This is a genomic window from Flavobacterium sp. CG_9.10 (genome assembly GCF_015752245.1).
Lineage (GTDB): Bacteria > Bacteroidota > Bacteroidia > Flavobacteriales > Flavobacteriaceae > Flavobacterium.
In genome coordinates this window covers 163,232-180,987 of record NZ_JADOVD010000001.1, presented here as the reverse complement: position 1 = coordinate 180,987, position 17,756 = coordinate 163,232, and the positions used below count along the sequence as shown (strand labels likewise).

Below are 17,756 nucleotides of genomic sequence, written 5' to 3'. Positions count from 1 at the left end.
GCAATACAATGGAAAAAAGAAAGATTGAAATAATGGATACGACACTTCGTGATGGTGAACAAACCTCAGGAGTATCCTTTTCTGCTGCAGAAAAACTGACCATTGCACAATTATTGTTGGAAGAATTAAATGTTGATAGAATCGAAATCGCTTCGGCACGTGTCAGCGAAGGCGAATTTCAAGGTGTAAAAGGTATCATGACTTGGGCTGAGGAAAAAGGATACAGCAACCGAATCGAAGTTTTAACTTTTGTTGACGGAGGACTTTCGATAGAATGGATGAAAAATACTGGCGCGAAAGTTCAGAATTTATTAACCAAAGGATCTTTGAATCATTTGACCCATCAGTTAAAAAAAGCACCCCAACAACATTTTACTGAAATTGCACAAGCGATTGCTTTGGCTAAAGAAAATAATATAGAGACGAATGTCTATTTAGAAGATTGGAGCAATGGAATGCGCAACTCGCCCGAATATGTATTTCAGTTTTTAGATTTTTTAGTGACGCAACCCGTTAAAAGAATATTATTACCGGATACTTTAGGCGTTCTTATTCCAACAGAAACATTTGAATTTATTTCGAAAATTACTGCAAAATATCCAGATATCCATTTTGATTTTCATGCACACAATGACTATGATTTAAGCATTGCCAATGTTATGGAAGCGGTAAAAGCGGGTATCAAAGGACTTCACGTAACCGTAAACGGAATGGGAGAACGCGCTGGAAACGCACCACTTGAAAGTACTGTTGCCGTAATCAATGACTTTTTACCGGAAATAGAAATCAGTGTAAAAGAATCTTCCTTATATTCTGTGAGTAAGTTGGTAGAAACTTTCACAGGATATAGAATTCCCGCCAACAAACCTATCGTAGGCGACAATGTATTTACGCAAACAGCTGGAATTCATGCCGATGGTGATAACAAAAATAATTTATATTTTAATGATTTACTCCCGGAACGTTTTGGAAGAAAACGAAAATATGCTCTTGGAAAAACATCCGGCAAGGCCAATATTGAGAAAAATCTTCAGGAATTAGGATTAAAATTAAATCAAGAAGATCTAAAATTAGTTACCCAAAGGATTATCGAATTAGGGGACAAAAAAGAAACCGTTACCAAGGAAGATTTACCTTATATCATTTCTGATGTTTTAGACAGTCAGACCTATGAAGAAAAAATCGTAGTAGAATCATATATTTTATCCCATGCTAAAGGAATGCGCCCATCCACCACCCTTTCCTTAAAAATTGACGGAGAAGTAATTGAAGAACACGCGCAAGGTGACGGACAATTTGACGCTTTTATGAATGCATTGGCAAAAATATATAAAAGTAAAAATTTAGAATTGCCTAAATTGATCGATTATGCAGTTCGAATTCCTCCGGGAAGTAGTTCTGATGCTTTATGCGAAACGATAATAACATGGACTAATAAAGGAAAAGAATTTAAAACACGAGGATTAGATTCAGACCAAACGGTAGCCGCAATTATTGCTACTCAAAAAATGTTAAATGTAATTCTCTCACCTCCCGAAGCGTCGGGGCTTCCCAAAATGGAGGAAGACAAGGTGAAATCGGAGCTCAAAATTTAGAATAAAATTAAAGAAATACAATCAAATAATAAAAATAATCCATCATCACCCAGTCTTCCCCTCCATCGGAGGGTCCCGACGGTTCGGGAGGGGGTAGGAAAATAAAACTATGATAAATGAAATTTAATATCGCCCTTTTAGCCGGAGACGGAATTGGACCTGAAGTAATTAATGAAGCCGTAAAAGTTTCGGATGCTATTGCCAAAAAATTTAACCATGAAATCAATTGGATGCCTGCATTAACAGGTGCTTGTGCGATTGATGCTGTTGGAGTTCCTTACCCTGACGAAACGCATGAAATCTGCCTGAAAGCCGATGCTGTTTTATTTGGCGCTGTTGGACATCCAAAATATGATAACGATCCAAAAGCAACAGTAAGACCCGAACAAGGATTACTGTTAATGCGAAAAAAATTAGGTTTGTTTGCCAATGTTCGACCAACATTTACCTTCCCATCTTTGATTGACAATTCTCCATTAAAAAGAGAACGAATTGAAGGAACGGATTTAGTTTTCTTGAGAGAACTTACCGGTGGAATTTATTTTGGTGAAAAAGGAAGGAAAGATGATGGCGAAACTGCTTTTGACACTTGTACTTACACCAGAGCTGAAGTACAACGTTTAGCCAAAAAAGGCTTTGAATTGGCTATGACACGAACTAAAAAACTGTGTTGCGTGGACAAAGCCAATGTATTGGAAACATCCCGTTTATGGAGAGAAACCGTTCAAGCGATGGAGAAAGATTACCCGGAAGTTACAGTAAGTTACGAATTTGTTGATGCTGTAGCGATGCGTTTGGTTCAGTGGCCTAATTCCTATGACGTATTGATTACCGAAAACTTATTTGGAGATATCTTAACTGATGAAGCTTCAGTGATTTCGGGATCTATGGGATTAATGCCTTCCGCATCTGTTGGAGAACACACTTCTTTATTCGAACCTATTCACGGTTCGTATCCACAAGCTACGGGATTGAATATTGCAAATCCATTGGCGACAGTATTGTCGGCAGCAATGATGTTTGAAGATGCTTTTGGATTAAAAGAAGAAGCGGCAGCTATAAGAGTGGTTGTAAATAAATCCTTGGAGCAAGGAATTGTAACAGAAGATTTAGCTATAAAAGAAGCAAAAGCATATAAAACCAGCGAAGTTGGTGACTGGTTAGTTGCTAATTTGTAAAGTATAAGATCTTTTAGAAGAGATGCACTGGAGTGCATCTTTACCAAACAAAAAAGGTGTCAATTTACATTGACACCTTTTTTTATAGTTGTAGAGAAAAATATTAATATCCACCTCTGTTTCCACCACCACGGTTTTCTCCACCACGGCTGTTTCCACCACCATAACCACCGCGTGAATCTCCACCACGACTGTTATTGTTAAAACTTCTTCTTTCGCCTTCTGGTTTTGGCTCAGATTTGTTTACTACGATTGCACGTCCTTGAACAGTAGCACCATTCAATTCGTCAATAGCTTTTTGAGCTTCCTCATCATTTGGCATCTCAACAAAACCAAATCCTTTACTTCTTCCAGTAAATTTATCAGTAATAATCTTAACTGAATCAACTGCTCCGTAAGCCTCGAAAGACTCTCTTAAATCTGCTTCCTCAATACTGAATGGAAGACTTCCAACAAAAATATTCATATGTACTTATTTAAATAATAGAACAAATGTACAGCTATTTATTTCTAAAACACTATCTATTAGCTTATTTATGTTTTTATTTTGAAATATTACGCAAAAAAATATCGCTAACACATCTTACATAAGTGTTTTAAGATTAATTTTTACCTTAATTTACTGAACAAGTTTACTTACCGGAACTTTATAAAAAACGCCTTGTTGAAAATTTATTGTTGCACTCGCAATTGCGTTATTGTCAGTATTTACTGCGTTAAATTTAAATTTTCCAGTCACAGTATTGTTTACAGCATCATATTCTTCTATCACAATTTGACCATCGCCAACACCAAAACCCGTAGAAAAAGTAATTAATCCGCTTGGATCATTTAAAATGTAAGTGACTTTTTTTGATTCACTGGTTCCTAAAAAATATGTTTGAGGTTTTGTAGAAGTGGTTTTTAAGGATAGGGTTTCATTCCCGGTATAAGCTTGTATAAGCAAAGACCCATCAGGAGCTAAAGTCGCCCTAGATTCTATCGCTCTCCAAAATACATTGTCTTTCATCCCTTGCAAAGAAGGATTATTGAAACGAACATCTTCTTGGCATGATAGAAATGCAAAGAGAACAATAATAATTAAAAAAAGCTTTTTCATAATAGTGGCTATTGATCTACACAAAAGTAAATTATTTTAGTTAGAAAATTTAAAACAAAAATAAAAAACACAGTCATTTTTCCCGTAACTTATTATGAGTCATTAAAATACTAATCCGATTAGTATTTACCAATAAAAAATGTATCTTTGCACCCTTAATTAATAGAGGTCGAGTACCTCAAAATTTAATCACAAGATTATGTCAGTAAAAATTAGATTACAAAGACACGGTAAAAAAGGAAAACCTTTTTACTGGGTTGTAGCAGCGGATGCTCGCTCAAAAAGAGATGGTAAATACTTAGAGAAAATCGGTACTTACAATCCAAACACAAACCCAGCAACTATCGATTTAAACATTGATAGCGCAGTTAAATGGTTGCACAATGGTGCTCAACCAACTGATACTGCTAGAGCAATTCTTTCTTACAAAGGAGCTTTATTGAAACATCACCTTGATGGTGGTATCCGTAAAGGTGCTTTAACTCAAGAACAAGCTGATGCAAAATTAGCAACTTGGTTAGAAGAAAAAACAGGAACAGTTGATGCTAAAAAAGAAGGTTTGACAAAAGCACAAGCGGATGTTAAAGCGAAAGCTTTCAAAGCAGAACAAGATGTAAACGCAAAACGTTTAGCTGCAGCTGCACAAGCTGAAGCAGATGCTATTGCTGCTGCTACTCCTGCTGTAGAAGAAGAAGTTGAAGCTTCGGCTGAAGAAACTCCTGCTGCAGAAGAAAATAACGAAACAACTGAAGCATAATTTTAGAAGGCGAAGATGCGTAAAGAAGATTGTTTCTATTTAGGTAAAATCGCTAAAAAATTTAGTTTCAAAGGGGAAGTTCTTGCCTATTTAGATACGGACGAACCTGAGTTATACGAAAACTTGGAATCAGTGTTTGTTGAATGCAACAAACACTTGGTTCCTTTTTTTATTGAGAGCAGTTCACTGCACAAAAACGATTTCCTTAGAATTCGTTTTGAAGACATGAATACCGAAGAAGATGCAGATGCCATAATAGGCAATGACATTTACCTTCCATTAAAAATGTTACCAAAACTTACCGGTAACAAATTCTACTTCCACGAAGTTATAGGATTTGAAGTTGAAGACAAACGTCTTGGCGTTGTTGGAAAAATAGAATCTATAAATGATTCAACCGCACAGCCCCTTTTTGAAGTGCTAAATGGCGAAGTTGAAATTCTAATCCCAATGATTGATCATTTTCTTGTAAAAATTGATCGTGAAAACAAAAAAGTGGTCATGGATTTACCAGAAGGCTTAATCGAAATGTACTTATAAACAGTATTCAGTGTTCAGTCGCAGTGTTCAGTTTCTAAAAAACCTGAAATGCTTCGCCCGTTCGCTATCGCTCGGGTCAAAAATCGTTAATCTACAATCTTAAATCGCTTTGTTTACCTTCAAAAAGTTTATCGTTCATCAAGACAAATCCGCCATGAAAATTGGAACTGACGGTGTGTTACTTGGCGCATGGACACCAATAGAAAATAATCCATTTAGCATTTTGGATATCGGTGCTGGAACTGGTGTAATCGCTTTGATGTTGGCACAACGAACTCATGCCGAACAAATTGATGCTTTAGAAATTGATGAAGATGCCTACGAACAAGCAGTAGATAATTTTGAAAACTCGCCTTGGAGCGACCGATTATTCTGTTTTCATGCCGGTTTAGATGAATTTGTGGAAGAACCAGAAGACGAATATGACTTAATCGTTTCCAATCCTCCTTTTTATACCGATGATTTTAAATCCGCAACGGAACAACGCGATTTAGCTCGTTTTGCTGACTCAATGCCTTTTGTAGATTTGATTGAAGCCGCTGCATTATTACTTTCAGAAAACGGGATTTTTTCCATAATCATTCCATTCAAAGAGGAAGAAAATTTCTTGGCTTTAGCCGCAGCATATGAATTATACCCTTTTAAAATAACTCGTGTAAAAGGAACTCCAACAACAGAAATCAAAAGAAGCTTATTGGCTTTTAGCCGAAATGAAAACATTGATTTCCCAATTGATGAACTAATCATCGAAACGGCAAGACACATTTATACCGCCGAATATATTGAATTGACGAAAGAATTCTATTTGAAAATGTAAATTCAAAAAGATTTTATTTCGATTAACATCGTCAATTTCTATTTTTAAATCATCTAATTATTTATATTTTTTGCTTTCTCTGCAAAGGACAATTCTTGTGTGGAAAATAAACATTAAATTTATTCGAAGAAACATTTCGACAAAGCCATCATTTTTGAATTATTTAAAAATATAACATTTTATAATGGTTTTGTTATATTTCTTTATGTAAATTTGTTCCTTTAAAATTAGCGATCATGAAACCAGACTTATTCCAAGCTCCAGATTATTATAACCTAGACGATTTATTGACAGAAGAACATAAATTAGTTCGCGACTCCGCCCGTGCATGGGTGAAACGCGAAGTGTCTCCTATTATAGAAGAATACGCTCAAAGAGCTGAATTTCCTAAGCAAATCATAAAAGGTTTGGGTGAAATTGGCGGTTTTGGTCCTTACATTCCAGAAGAATATGGAGGAGCTGGATTAGACCAAATTTCTTATGGTTTAATTATGCAAGAAATTGAACGCGGCGATTCAGGAGTGAGATCTACTTCTTCGGTACAATCGTCTTTAGTAATGTATCCTATTTGGAAATACGGAAACGAAGAACAACGTATGAAATACTTACCAAAACTGGCTACCGGCGAGTTTATGGGATGTTTCGGATTGACTGAACCGAATTACGGCTCTGATCCAGGAAGTATGATTACCAACTTTAAAGATATGGGAGACCATTATTTATTGAATGGTGCCAAAATGTGGATTTCAAACGCTCCTTTTGCAGATATCGCTATTGTTTGGGCAAAAAGTGAAGAAGGTAGAATTCACGGCTTAATAGTAGAACGTGGAATGGAGGGATTTACAACTCCAGAAACTCATAACAAATGGTCGCTTCGTGCTTCATCGACTGGTGAATTAATATTTGATAACGTTAAAGTGCCAAAAGAAAATTTATTGCCTAACAAATCAGGACTTGGCGCTCCATTAGGCTGTTTAGATTCAGCTCGTTATGGAATTGCCTGGGGTGCTATTGGTGCTGCAATGGATTGTTACGATACCGCTTTACGTTATGCCAAAGAGAGAATTCAATTTGACAAACCTATTGCAGGAACACAATTACAACAAAAAAAATTAGCCGAAATGATTACCGAAATTACCAAAGCACAATTATTGACTTGGCGTTTAGGTGTTTTAAGAAACGAAGGACGAGCTACAACAGCTCAAATCTCTATGGCTAAAAGAAATAATGTAGACATGGCCATTCACATTGCTCGTGAAGCCAGACAAATATTAGGTGGAATGGGAATTACTGGAGAATATTCTATTATGCGTCACATGATGAACCTAGAATCTGTGATTACTTATGAAGGAACTCATGATATTCACTTGTTGATTACAGGAATGGACATCACTGGTATTCCGGCATTTAAATAATAGGAAACAACTATTAGAGTGTTTATAAAATTGATAGCAAAAGCTTCTTGGAAACAAGAAGCTTTTTTATATTTACAGAAAAAATACCATTATGAATATTGAAGCAATTAACAAAACGATTCAGTCTCAAAAAGAATCTTTGTTACAACATTCCTTATACAAAAAAGTACAAACAATTGACGACTTACAAACTTTTTTGGAAAATCATGTTTATGCAGTTTGGGATTTCATGTCCTTATTAAAAGCGCTACAATCAAAGCTAACTTGCACTACAACTCCATGGTTTGCTACCGAAAATCCAGAAACAAGATATTTGATTAATGAAATTGTTTTGGCGGAAGAAACTGATTTGACAATTGATGGCCGTCACCAAAGTCACTACGAAATGTATATTGAAGCGATGCACGCTTGCGGCGCAAATACGCAAGGAATCGAACAATTTTTATCAGAAGTTCATTCTCTTCAAAATATATTTGTAGCCATAAAAAAAAGTAATTTACATCCTAATATTAAAGCCTTCTTAGACTTTACTTTCCGAGTTATTGACGAAGGAAAAACACATGAAATCGCAGCCGCATTTACTTTTGGAAGAGAAGATCTGATTCCGAGCATGTTTACCGCCATCTTAAAAAACTTTCAAGAAAACTTCCCGGAAACTGATTTAAGTAAACTAATTTATTATTTCGAAAGACATATCGAATTGGATGCTGACGAGCACGGACCAATGGCAATGAAAATGATAACCGAGCTTTGTGGAACCAACCCTCAAAAATGGTCAGAAGTTTCAGCAATCTCCGTTTTAGCTTTAGAAAAACGAATTGGACTTTGGGATGCCATAGAAGAAACAATTATGAAAGTGGAAATGGTTTAAAAAAAACCATTTTCTTCAAAATAACGTAACTATTATCTAGAAATGAATAATTCTAAATTTCAAAATAATGAAAAAACAATTTCAAATAATAGTTACGTTCTTTTTACTCTTTTTTATTATTGGTTGCAGCAGTGAAAATCCAGTTCCAAAAACAAATGCTGCGCCAATACTCACAAATCCCACAACGCCGTCTAATCCTGTACCGGTAACAGTCCCGCAAACACAAAATCTAACCTTTAGCTATTTAGCACTTGGTGACAGTTACACTATTGGACAAAGCGTATGTGAAACGTGTAGATTTCCGGAACAACTGAAGAAAAGTCTGCGCAATTTAAATCCAAATAATACTTATCCTTTACAGATTATTGCACAAACGGGCTGGACAACTACCAACTTAATTTCGGCAATTAATTTACAAAATCCAAGTTCAGATTATGACTTGGTCACCTTATTAATTGGCGTAAACAATCAATATCAAAACAAACCTTTTTCGTTATATGAAAAAGAGTTTCCTGAATTAGTAGCTAAAGCTATTGCTTTCGCAAAAGGAGACAAGACCAATGTCATTGTAGTTTCTATTCCAGATTATGCCTATACACCCTTTGGCCAAGCGTCAGGAAATCAAACGAGGATTTCCACGGAAATTGATGCTTATAATGCATTCGCAAAAAAGTATTGCAACGACAACACTATTGAATTTATAAATATTACTGACATCACCAGACAAGGTTTAGCAAATACAAATCTTGTATGTCAAGACGGGTTACATCCTTCGGAATTAGCCTATTCATTATTTGTAGAACGTATTTTGCCAAAAGCGGCTTCAGCCATACAAAAATAAAAACAAGCTATATTTTAAAGAAGTCACGCTATAAAACAAATATCATAGGTGTTTTTATATATCTTTATTTTTTTTTAAAATAAATAAATGTCTTCCCAAGAACGATTAACAAGAGCCTATAAAGAAGCCCAAAGAATTCCTTTTGATGATCAATCAAAATTTATCCTTTTTAGTGACTGCCACAGAAGCGACAATAGTTTTGCTGATGACTTTGCAAACAATCGAAATGTCTATTTTCACGCTATGAACCAATATTTTAATGATGGTTTTACTTATTGTGAATTGGGTGACGGCGACGAATTATGGGAAAATATATTCTTTAAAACCATTTTTGAAGCCCATAAAAATGTCTATTTACTTTTGAAGAAATTTCATGACTCCAAAAGGTACTACAAAATTTGGGGCAATCATGATATGGTTTTTCGAGATAAAGATCACGCAGAAAAAACACTTACGACTTATATAAATACCCAAAATGACCGAATCGAACCTTTATTTACCGGTATAAAATGTCACGAAGCCATCGTTTTAGTCCATCAGGAAACCAAGCAAGAGCTATTTTTAACGCATGGCCACCAAGCCGATTTCATGAATTATATCGGTTGGAAAATTAACCGATTCATGGTTGCTGTATTATGGAAACCATTACAAATTTGGGGTATCTCTGACCCAACAAGTCCAGCAAAAAATTATATAGAACGTATAAAAATCGAACTGCGCATAAAAAAATGGATTGAAAACAACAATAGAAAAATCACCATTGTAGGACATACCCACCGTCCCAGTTTTTCGTACCCAAGTCAAAACTCTACACCTTATTTTAATGACGGGAGCTGCGTACACCCGAGAAGTATTACAGGTATTGAGATTGCAAACGGAACCTTAACATTAATAAAATGGTACATTGACACAAGGGATAATGGTATTTTACAAATTGTGAGAGAAGTGCTAGAAGGTCCAACCAATCTAAAAGATTACAAATAAAAAGGCGAGAATTTCTTCTCGCCTTTTTTAATTTTCCGGAGCTAATTCTAGTTCTAATCCTTCTAAACTTTCGGTGATCGGGATTTGACAGCCCAAACGACTATTTGATTTCACGTAGAATGCTTCTGATAACATAGCTTCTTCGTCATCACCCATTTCCGGTAATGCTACATCATTAAGCACATAACATTGACAAGAAGCACACATTGCCATACCACCGCAAGTTCCTTCGACAGGAAGCTCGTAGGCCTTGCATAATTCCATGATGTTCATCGCCATATCTGTGGGAGCTTGCAATTCATGAACAACTCCTTCTCGATCTTTAATCTTTATTAATACATCCATAAATCAGTTATGAGTTATAAGTTATGAGTTGTGGGTTTTCATCAGGGATAAAAGCTAGTCCAATCAATTTACGGGACAAGGATATCCCAAAATTTCGGGACGAACCTTTTAAGAAAAAAGCAACTATTCGTTATGTTGATTAGCCTTTTTTCTTAAAAAGAGCACGCCAAAATCCTCTATAGGATATTTACAACAGTTTCTATTTGCGGTGCAAACTTTTTGATGGTGGTTTCCACTCCCGCTCTCAATGTCATTTGGTTGACACTGCAACTGGTACACGCTCCTTCGAGACGCACTTTTACATGTTTACCGTCTTCGATGGAAATCAATGTAATGTCACCGCCATCAGAATTCAAAAAAGGTCTAATTTCTTCGAGTGCTTTTTGAACTTCTACTGTTAATTCTTCTGTTGTCATTTTCTTTATTTAAAGATTGAAAGATTAAAAAATTGAAAGATTAGAGATCATTTCAAAGATTTTAATTTCTATTTTTTATTTACTGCGGAACAACCCGCCATCGTTGTAATTTTAACGGCTTCGGTTGCAGGTAAATATTCATTTCTGCTTACTACTTCTTGAACAACATTTCTTGTGATTTCCTCAAAAACGGTCTCAATTACTGAACCTGTTTGCATAGCTGCCGGACGACCGTAATCGCCAGCTTCGCGAATAGATTGTACAATTGGCACTTCCCCAAGGAATGGAACGGCTAAATCTTCAGCAAGGTTTCTTGCTCCTTCTTTTCCAAAGATGTAATATTTGTTATTTGGCAATTCTTCTGGTGTAAAGTACGCCATGTTTTCTATAATTCCCAAAACAGGAACATTTATCGCATCAGACAAAAACATAGAAACCCCTTTTTTCGCATCAGCTAATGCTACTGCTTGCGGAGTACTCACCACTACAACACCGGTTATAGGCAAAGCTTGTACGATTGAAAGATGAATATCTCCTGTTCCTGGAGGTAAATCGATTAACATGAAATCCAATTCTCCCCAATCAGCATCAAAAATCATTTGGTTCAAAGCTTTAGAAGCCATTGGACCTCTCCAGATTACGGCTTGACTTGGTGCCGTGAAAAATCCTATAGACAGAATCTTCACTTCGTAGCTTTCAACTGGTTTCATTTTGGATTTTCCATCAACAGTTACTGAGATCGGTTTTTCGCTTTCTACGTCAAACATGATTGGCATAGATGGCCCGTAAATATCGGCATCTAGAACTCCAACTGAAAATCCCATTTTAGCAAGCGTTACCGCTAAATTTGCTGTAACAGTAGATTTCCCAACTCCACCTTTACCAGAAGCTACTGCGATGATATTTTTGATTCCAGGTATTGCTTTCCCTTTTATTTGATTAGCTGTATCCCCAGCATTCTTTTCTGCTACTTCAACTTTGCTGTTTATTTTAACTTTGGCATCTGGCGAAACTAAATCGTGGATTGTTTTTTTGATATCGTCTTCCGCACGCTTTTTAATGTGCATTGCAGGTGTATGTAACACCAAATCTACTACTACCTCATCGCCAAAAGTGATTACATTTGCTATTGCTCCACTCTCCACCATATTTTTTCCTTCTCCAGCTATTGTAATTGTTTCTAAAGCTTTAAGAATATCTTTTCTGTCTAATTTCATTTTTGTGTACTGTTTTTCTATTTACGATTTACCGTAGAAAATATTATGTTTATTTAAACTGATTTCAGATTGCAAAGATAACGGATTAAGTTCTTAATATAAAGGAATTGGATTGGATTTATTGATGCAGAGATTGGTGGGGTTTATTGATTCTTTCCCATTTTTAAAAAGACTTTGGTATGGCTTTAAAAGTAAAATCTTCAATTAATTTTTAAAAAATACAAACCCAAAAATAATAGGTACAAAAAATCAAGTGTTGCATTTTCCTTCTAGAATTAGAATTGCAAAATATTAGCCCTTCTTTTACAATTTTCGAAATAATTAAAACTTCATTTCCGGTTGCCAAAAATGTTTTTCAAAATCTATAATCTGATTATTGATTACTATGATTCCTTCGTTTTCGAGTAATTGTTGCATAAGATTCGTTCCGTCAAAATGGAGTTTTCCAGTGAGTAAACCATTTCTATTCACCACACGATGCGCTGGAACATCATCCAAGTTATGTGAAGCATTCATCGCCCAGCCAACCATTCTGGCAGAGCGCGCTGTTCCCAAAGCCTTCGCAATTGCACCATAAGAAGTGACTTTGCCGTAAGGAATTTGTCTGGCGATTACATAAACTCTTTCGAAAAAATTATCTTCTGACATGAATTTAATTTTAATAAAAACCGTTGATTCTACTCGATTGTTTTAGGCCAGCGAACCTATCCTAGGTAATGTTTTATAATATTAATTAAAGTCACGACCGCAATTAATCCTGTTATACTACCAATGATGGTGTTCATATTTCTCATAAGATAGTCGGCTTTGATTTGTATTTTTTGAAAAAAGGTGATGTAGCAATAAAATACTAGAAAAGCCCCCAAAATCACTCCATTAACAAAAACAAAAATAAAAGTAGTATCGAATGAAAATAGATTATACGATGATAGCGTGATGCTTACTAAAACATAATATGGAATAGGAAAAAAATTCAGGGCTGAAAGCAACATTCCCAAAAAAAATCGAGAAGTTTTACTGTGCTTTTTTATTTTTCCTTTAATCTTCTTTGGTTTTTTGGCAATCAAAAGAAAATAAACCGTCAAACCTGAGAAAACAACACAACCAATTTCACGCAACAACAGCACTAAATCAGGACGGTCATCAATAAATCTGGCAAAAAGTATCGCCAGATACGCTTGTAAAAAAATTATAATAATTGCCCCGAAAACAAACCATAACGCACTCCTCTTTCCTTCTTTCAGATTCACTTTGGCCGCTGTCATATTGAGCAATCCCGGCGGAGTAATCCCTATAAAAGCAGTTATAAAACCGGAAAGCAAAGATATAATTAGATTCATAGGCAATGTGTAATCATTTAAAAAAAACAACCAATTAAGGTTAAAAAAGTAAATCTATTCTTTAATTTTGAATCGAATATACGTAATTGCTTTGTTTACTTCCAAATATTGTTTTTCGTAAAAAGTCTGAAAAGCAGTTACTTCCTCAGGACTTCCTTCGTTTACATAGACATTATGATTGGCATATAAAACTTCGTGTCCCTCACCATGCAGCAATCCAAGGGTATAACCATGCATGAATTCGCTATCTGTTTTAAGGTTTACGACACCGTCTTTTTTAAGCACTTTTTTATACAACTGCAAGAACTCGGAATTGGTCATTCTGTGCTTTGTACGTTTGTATTTTATTTGAGGATCTGGAAAAGTAATCCAAATTTCATCCACTTCGTTTTCGGCAAAAATATGATTGATTAATTCGATTTGAGTTCGAATAAAAGCCACATTATGAAGTCCCGTTTCAACAGCAGTTTTGGCACCACGCCAAAAACGAGCCCCTTTGATATCAATTCCAACGAAATTTTTATCGGGATATCTTTCGGCAAGGCCCACTGAATATTCGCCTTTCCCACAACCTAATTCCAATACCAATGGATTATCGTTTTTGAAAAATTCAGAATTCCACTTCCCTCTCAGCGGAAATAAATCGCCTACTACTTCTTCCCTCGTTGGTTGAAAAACGTTAGTGAATGTTTCGTTTTCCTTGAATCTCTTTAATTTATTTTTACTTCCCACGCTTTTACAAATATTTCGGCAAAATTAAGGAATTATATAAGACCGAAGGCTTTGCTGAAGAAAAATTAATATAGCGCATTTCATTCGAAATTATTTCAAAATAAATCACCCAAGAAATTCGAACTTAAAAGAACACTTTCAACTAATTGATTAGTTTGCTATTTCTTCTGAAGCCTTACTATCAAAGGTTCTTCTATTGGTGTTTTTATTTTCACCACCTCATTTGAATTATCATTTGGAATCATCATTGACAAAACATACTGTCTTATTTTCCATTCATTACCCATTCTTACCATCACGCCAGAGCCACGGCAAATTTTCATTTAGGTATTTAACAACTCGTCAAACCAGGCGGTTTCTCCAGTTTTGTCAAAATAAATATGACGCTCTAATGAGGTGAAATTCCAGGCTTTCCCTTTGTCGAAATGCGGTTTTGCATATGCTTGAAAAGCTGTTTTATTCCAATTTTCAGTGGCATCGGTGCCAATAAAAATAGCATCGTCCGTCATCATGCCGAAATAATCGTCGTACTTAGCATCTGCTGCAGCTTTGTGCCAAGAATCTACTGTAACATTGATTTTTTGTTTTGAAATTGTTTGGTTCTCCATCATGCTTTTACAACCGGATAAAGTCAAAACGATAAGAACAGCCAGTATTTTTTTCATGTGATTTAGTGATTTATTCATGGTTTTTATTCCATCTGATTTTTATTTTTCCATCAACGTCAACAGCCAGTAAATGCAACACAATTCCCTTATTACGCTTTTCGGCTCTTTCGATTTTATCGGTGATCAACTCATCATTTTTTGGGTTTCGCAGCGGAATAGTCATCGCTAAATTAGTCCCTCTGTTAAAGGAATACACGCCATTTACATCTAAGTTTAAAACGCTAGAACTCACTTTCAAATCATTTACATCCACGAAATCCCCATGGATTTTAAAGTTTCCAGACAAATCACTAAAAACGATATTCTTGACATCTCTTAATGGAAAAGCAATTTTCCCAATATTTGCAATGGGCTTAAAATCGACCAAAGCCCCTTGAATTACATCAAATGTAGCAGCGCCAGAAATTGAGTTTGTTTTTATTTGCCCTCCGGATAGTAGCGTTCCTTTAAGCGAGGCCGAGGCCGTTAAAAATCCCTTTATGTTTTTGGGTTGGAAGGACTGAATGCCAAAATTGTTCAACGAAGTCAGGAAACGGGCAATATCTACCTTATTAATTTTTGCATTAGACTGCAGAATGAAGTTATCGCCATTTGGAGCCAACTGTCCGTCAAAAGAAATTATCCCGCCGGAACTTTGAACCCGACCATTTTTCACAATCAATTTATTATTGAGCAATAAAACCGTAGCTTTGGCATTAGTAGCCAGCAATTTACCATACGCCATTTTATCTGCTTTTAGATTCATCACCACTTGGCATTTATCAATTACAGAATACAATTCCTCAGAAAAATCATCTTTTTTACCCTTCTTTTTTGGGGATTTTTTCCCTGAACTGGTAACAATGCCAACAAATTGTTTCACATCCAGAAAAGGAGCATATATTTCCCAATTCACCAGCATTTTTTCAGGATTTTCGTAATATAAAGTAAGGAAGTTATCAATTTTACCCTTCATAAAAACCATATTCTTTCGGTCTTTAAAATTAATTTTTTTGATAAGTAACGCTTGCTCCGTAAAATCCAACTGAATATCTGTTTTTAAAAAAGTTAAATTGCGAGGTCCGTAATTTACAATGGCATTTGTAACGTAAACATTACCGATAAATAATGGCTTTTGTATTTTTAGATTCAAAACGTCAAATTTGAAATCCAAATTTACTTTGGCTTGACCATCAGAAAAATGCATGAAATCCTTGTTGATTATCTCATTCAGTCGGGAAACATCAAAATCAGACCTAAAACTTCCTGCCACTGTTGTTTTTTCAAAATTAGAAATCTTTCCTACCGGAATTGTAAACGGAATCGTCTTATATTTTCCAGTAAAGCCCGTTAAAGTTATGGTAGAATTGAAGTCATTGCAACCCGCACCTTTTTTATATTGATTGGTAAACGTGGCATCAAAATCACAGTCAGTAACAAGTCCATCCGGAATGGTGAGCTCATTATCTTCTATTTTTGTAGTTACCCTAATTTCAGGATCGCCCGTGGCATTCATATCACCTACGATTGTACAGCCCACATTTATTGGTCTTTTCAAATCAAATTGATTGACTCTAGCACTAATATTAGCGCTTAATAAAGCAGAAGCGTTGCGCCACAATATTGAAGTTTTTATAGCGATATCAAATGGAGATTTGTTTTTATCCAAGCTAAAATGGCCATTGATATCAAAAAACTCTTTCCCTATTGCGAGATGCTCAGTGGCAACACTAATTTGGTTTTTAGTTTTCGAGTAATCAACCTCCAAAACACCTTCTACAATCCTGTTCTTAATAAAACTCCCTCTTTGAGTATTGAAAGCCATACTTTTAGCTAAGGTTTTAAGATACAGATTGGTGTACCAATTTTCGTCATCGTAATTAATTTTGCTCTTTAAAGTAAGGATATCAAAATCAAATAACTTATTCCCCATTTGATTTTCGGAAATGAAATGTACTTGGTGCATAAGGATTTCCTTGATTTTAGAATCGGTCGAACTTTTTGATTTTTCGTTTTTTGGCTTAGCCCGAAAAATATTAGTGTTTACAATTCCGTTCTTTCCTTTAAAAAGATATAAAGTGGCGTTCTGAATTTCAATTTTATCGATATTAATCTCATTAGAGAGCAAACCCAAAATATTGACACGAACCTCTATTTGCGCAGCCTTGAGCAAGGTACGCTTATGAAAGGACCACAAACTGTCCTTTAACTCTACTTGGCTTAACGCCAAAGTCATATTAGGAAATCCCTTGAAAAACTTATAATTAATATCGCCAATAGCGGCTGTACCCGAAATATTTTCGTTGATTTTGGCATTGATTTGCGTTACAATTTCTGCCTTATTATTCTTAAAATACACGGATAAAACTCCCGAAGTTATTAACAAAAGCGCTACTATTCCCAGAAATAAAAAACCAATTCTTTTGATTATTTTTCTAAAATTTACGCTTTTAAAATAGCTTTTTATGCTCTGCCAAAATTGATTCATGCGTATTCCTTTACTAATTAAAATAAAGGTAGCTAAAAACATTAGTTTATGGACTTAATATTACAAAAACTGGTTTGAATACTGCATTTAAGCACACAAATGGTCCTTTACATTCCCGGCAATCCACCTTGATTGAGCCGTATTTTTTTAAAAAAATTATAAATTCCTATAAATTAATTCGAGTAAAGTAGTAAGAATTGTGTTTGATTTTTTAAACCACTACTTAATGAATACAGATTTAAGCCGCTTAATCAACATGAGCTTTGATTCCTATTTTACTGTGATCAATAGAAAATAATAATTTTTTCTTACAAAATTTTTGTGTTTTTATACTGTACAGACGAAAGTGGGCAGCAGGAACAATTTTACATAAAAAATGCTATTTATTTCATAATTTTTGGATTTACAAACATTTATTAGACAAAAAATTTCGAATTAAAAAATAAATTAAAATTTCAAAACATTGATATACAA

Annotated in this window: 18 protein-coding genes and 1 pseudogene; 9 read left to right on the top strand and 10 right to left on the bottom strand. The window is 35.2% G+C overall.

Annotation, left to right across the window (positions count from 1 at the left end; genetic code table 11):
- The first annotated feature begins 8 nt into the window (after window positions 1-8).
- A complete protein-coding gene (locus tag IWX84_RS00785) occupies window positions 9-1,595 on the top strand; it encodes an alpha-isopropylmalate synthase regulatory domain-containing protein (RefSeq protein ID WP_231385377.1) in 1,587 nt (528 codons plus the stop codon).
- A 116-nt stretch (window positions 1,596-1,711) separates the two neighbouring features.
- Window positions 1,712-2,773, top strand: a complete 1,062-nt coding sequence (gene leuB / locus IWX84_RS00780; RefSeq protein ID WP_196848833.1) for a 3-isopropylmalate dehydrogenase — start codon at window positions 1,712-1,714, stop codon at window positions 2,771-2,773.
- A gap of 103 nt (window positions 2,774-2,876) precedes the next feature.
- Here the strand turns inward: leuB and IWX84_RS00775 are convergent, their stop codons facing one another.
- A complete protein-coding gene (locus IWX84_RS00775; RefSeq protein ID WP_091255845.1) occupies window positions 2,877-3,239 on the bottom strand; it encodes an RNA recognition motif domain-containing protein in 363 nt (120 codons plus the stop codon).
- Window positions 3,240-3,392: 153 nt separating this feature from the next.
- The gene (locus IWX84_RS00770) at window positions 3,393-3,872 is read right to left on the bottom strand and encodes a DUF6252 family protein (RefSeq protein ID WP_196848832.1); all 480 of its coding nucleotides are present in this window, start codon (window positions 3,870-3,872) and stop codon (window positions 3,393-3,395) included.
- A 199-nt stretch (window positions 3,873-4,071) separates the two neighbouring features.
- On the opposite strand from IWX84_RS00770, the gene IWX84_RS00765 reads away from it, so the two are divergent.
- From IWX84_RS00765 to IWX84_RS00735, 7 genes are all read left to right on the top strand, one after another.
- Entirely contained in the window at window positions 4,072-4,629 is a 558-nt protein-coding gene (locus IWX84_RS00765; RefSeq protein ID WP_196848830.1) for a 30S ribosomal protein S16, read from the top strand.
- Between the two features lie 15 nt (window positions 4,630-4,644).
- Window positions 4,645-5,169, top strand: coding sequence for a ribosome maturation factor RimM (gene rimM / locus IWX84_RS00760; RefSeq protein ID WP_196848828.1), 525 nt, complete (start codon window positions 4,645-4,647; stop codon window positions 5,167-5,169).
- A gap of 154 nt (window positions 5,170-5,323) precedes the next feature.
- On the top strand, window positions 5,324-5,986 hold the full coding sequence (locus IWX84_RS00755) for a tRNA1(Val) (adenine(37)-N6)-methyltransferase (RefSeq protein ID WP_231385376.1): 663 nt from the start codon (window positions 5,324-5,326) through the stop codon (window positions 5,984-5,986).
- A 236-nt stretch (window positions 5,987-6,222) separates the two neighbouring features.
- Window positions 6,223-7,401 carry an acyl-CoA dehydrogenase family protein gene (locus IWX84_RS00750; protein ID WP_196848825.1) on the top strand — a complete coding sequence of 393 codons (1,179 nt, stop codon included), beginning with the start codon at window positions 6,223-6,225 and terminating at the stop codon, window positions 7,399-7,401.
- A 91-nt stretch (window positions 7,402-7,492) separates the two neighbouring features.
- Window positions 7,493-8,272: a DUF3050 domain-containing protein gene (locus IWX84_RS00745; RefSeq protein ID WP_196848823.1), complete on the top strand. Its 780-nt coding sequence runs from the start codon at window positions 7,493-7,495 to the stop codon at window positions 8,270-8,272.
- A 67-nt stretch (window positions 8,273-8,339) separates the two neighbouring features.
- Window positions 8,340-9,113, top strand: a complete 774-nt coding sequence (locus tag IWX84_RS00740; RefSeq protein WP_196848822.1) for an SGNH/GDSL hydrolase family protein — start codon at window positions 8,340-8,342, stop codon at window positions 9,111-9,113.
- Window positions 9,114-9,200: 87 nt separating this feature from the next.
- Window positions 9,201-10,097 (top strand): metallophosphoesterase, encoded by an 897-nt coding sequence (locus IWX84_RS00735; protein WP_196848820.1) that lies wholly within the window; start codon window positions 9,201-9,203, stop codon window positions 10,095-10,097.
- A gap of 27 nt (window positions 10,098-10,124) precedes the next feature.
- Here the strand turns inward: IWX84_RS00735 and IWX84_RS00730 are convergent, their stop codons facing one another.
- The 8 genes and pseudogenes from IWX84_RS00730 to IWX84_RS00695 form a co-directional block, all read right to left on the bottom strand.
- Window positions 10,125-10,442, bottom strand: coding sequence for a 2Fe-2S iron-sulfur cluster-binding protein (locus IWX84_RS00730; protein ID WP_035668621.1), 318 nt, complete (start codon window positions 10,440-10,442; stop codon window positions 10,125-10,127).
- A 176-nt stretch (window positions 10,443-10,618) separates the two neighbouring features.
- Complete coding sequence (locus tag IWX84_RS00725; RefSeq protein WP_196848818.1) at window positions 10,619-10,858, bottom strand: NifU family protein; 240 nt, start codon at window positions 10,856-10,858, stop codon at window positions 10,619-10,621.
- 68 nt (window positions 10,859-10,926) lie between these two features.
- Window positions 10,927-12,075, bottom strand: a complete 1,149-nt coding sequence (locus IWX84_RS00720) for an Mrp/NBP35 family ATP-binding protein (RefSeq protein ID WP_196848817.1) — start codon at window positions 12,073-12,075, stop codon at window positions 10,927-10,929.
- A gap of 321 nt (window positions 12,076-12,396) precedes the next feature.
- On the bottom strand, window positions 12,397-12,723 hold the full coding sequence (locus tag IWX84_RS00715) for an MGMT family protein (protein ID WP_196848815.1): 327 nt from the start codon (window positions 12,721-12,723) through the stop codon (window positions 12,397-12,399).
- Between the two features lie 56 nt (window positions 12,724-12,779).
- Window positions 12,780-13,415 carry a LysE family transporter gene (locus IWX84_RS00710; RefSeq protein WP_196848813.1) on the bottom strand — a complete coding sequence of 212 codons (636 nt, stop codon included), beginning with the start codon at window positions 13,413-13,415 and terminating at the stop codon, window positions 12,780-12,782.
- A 54-nt stretch (window positions 13,416-13,469) separates the two neighbouring features.
- Window positions 13,470-14,147, bottom strand: a complete 678-nt coding sequence (trmB, locus tag IWX84_RS00705; RefSeq protein ID WP_196848812.1) for a tRNA (guanosine(46)-N7)-methyltransferase TrmB — start codon at window positions 14,145-14,147, stop codon at window positions 13,470-13,472.
- A gap of 158 nt (window positions 14,148-14,305) precedes the next feature.
- Window positions 14,306-14,812, bottom strand: a pseudogene (locus IWX84_RS00700) (nuclear transport factor 2 family protein).
- A 13-nt stretch (window positions 14,813-14,825) separates the two neighbouring features.
- Window positions 14,826-17,282 carry an AsmA-like C-terminal region-containing protein gene (locus IWX84_RS00695; protein ID WP_196848810.1) on the bottom strand — a complete coding sequence of 819 codons (2,457 nt, stop codon included), beginning with the start codon at window positions 17,280-17,282 and terminating at the stop codon, window positions 14,826-14,828.
- Between the last annotated feature and the right edge of the window lie 474 nt (window positions 17,283-17,756).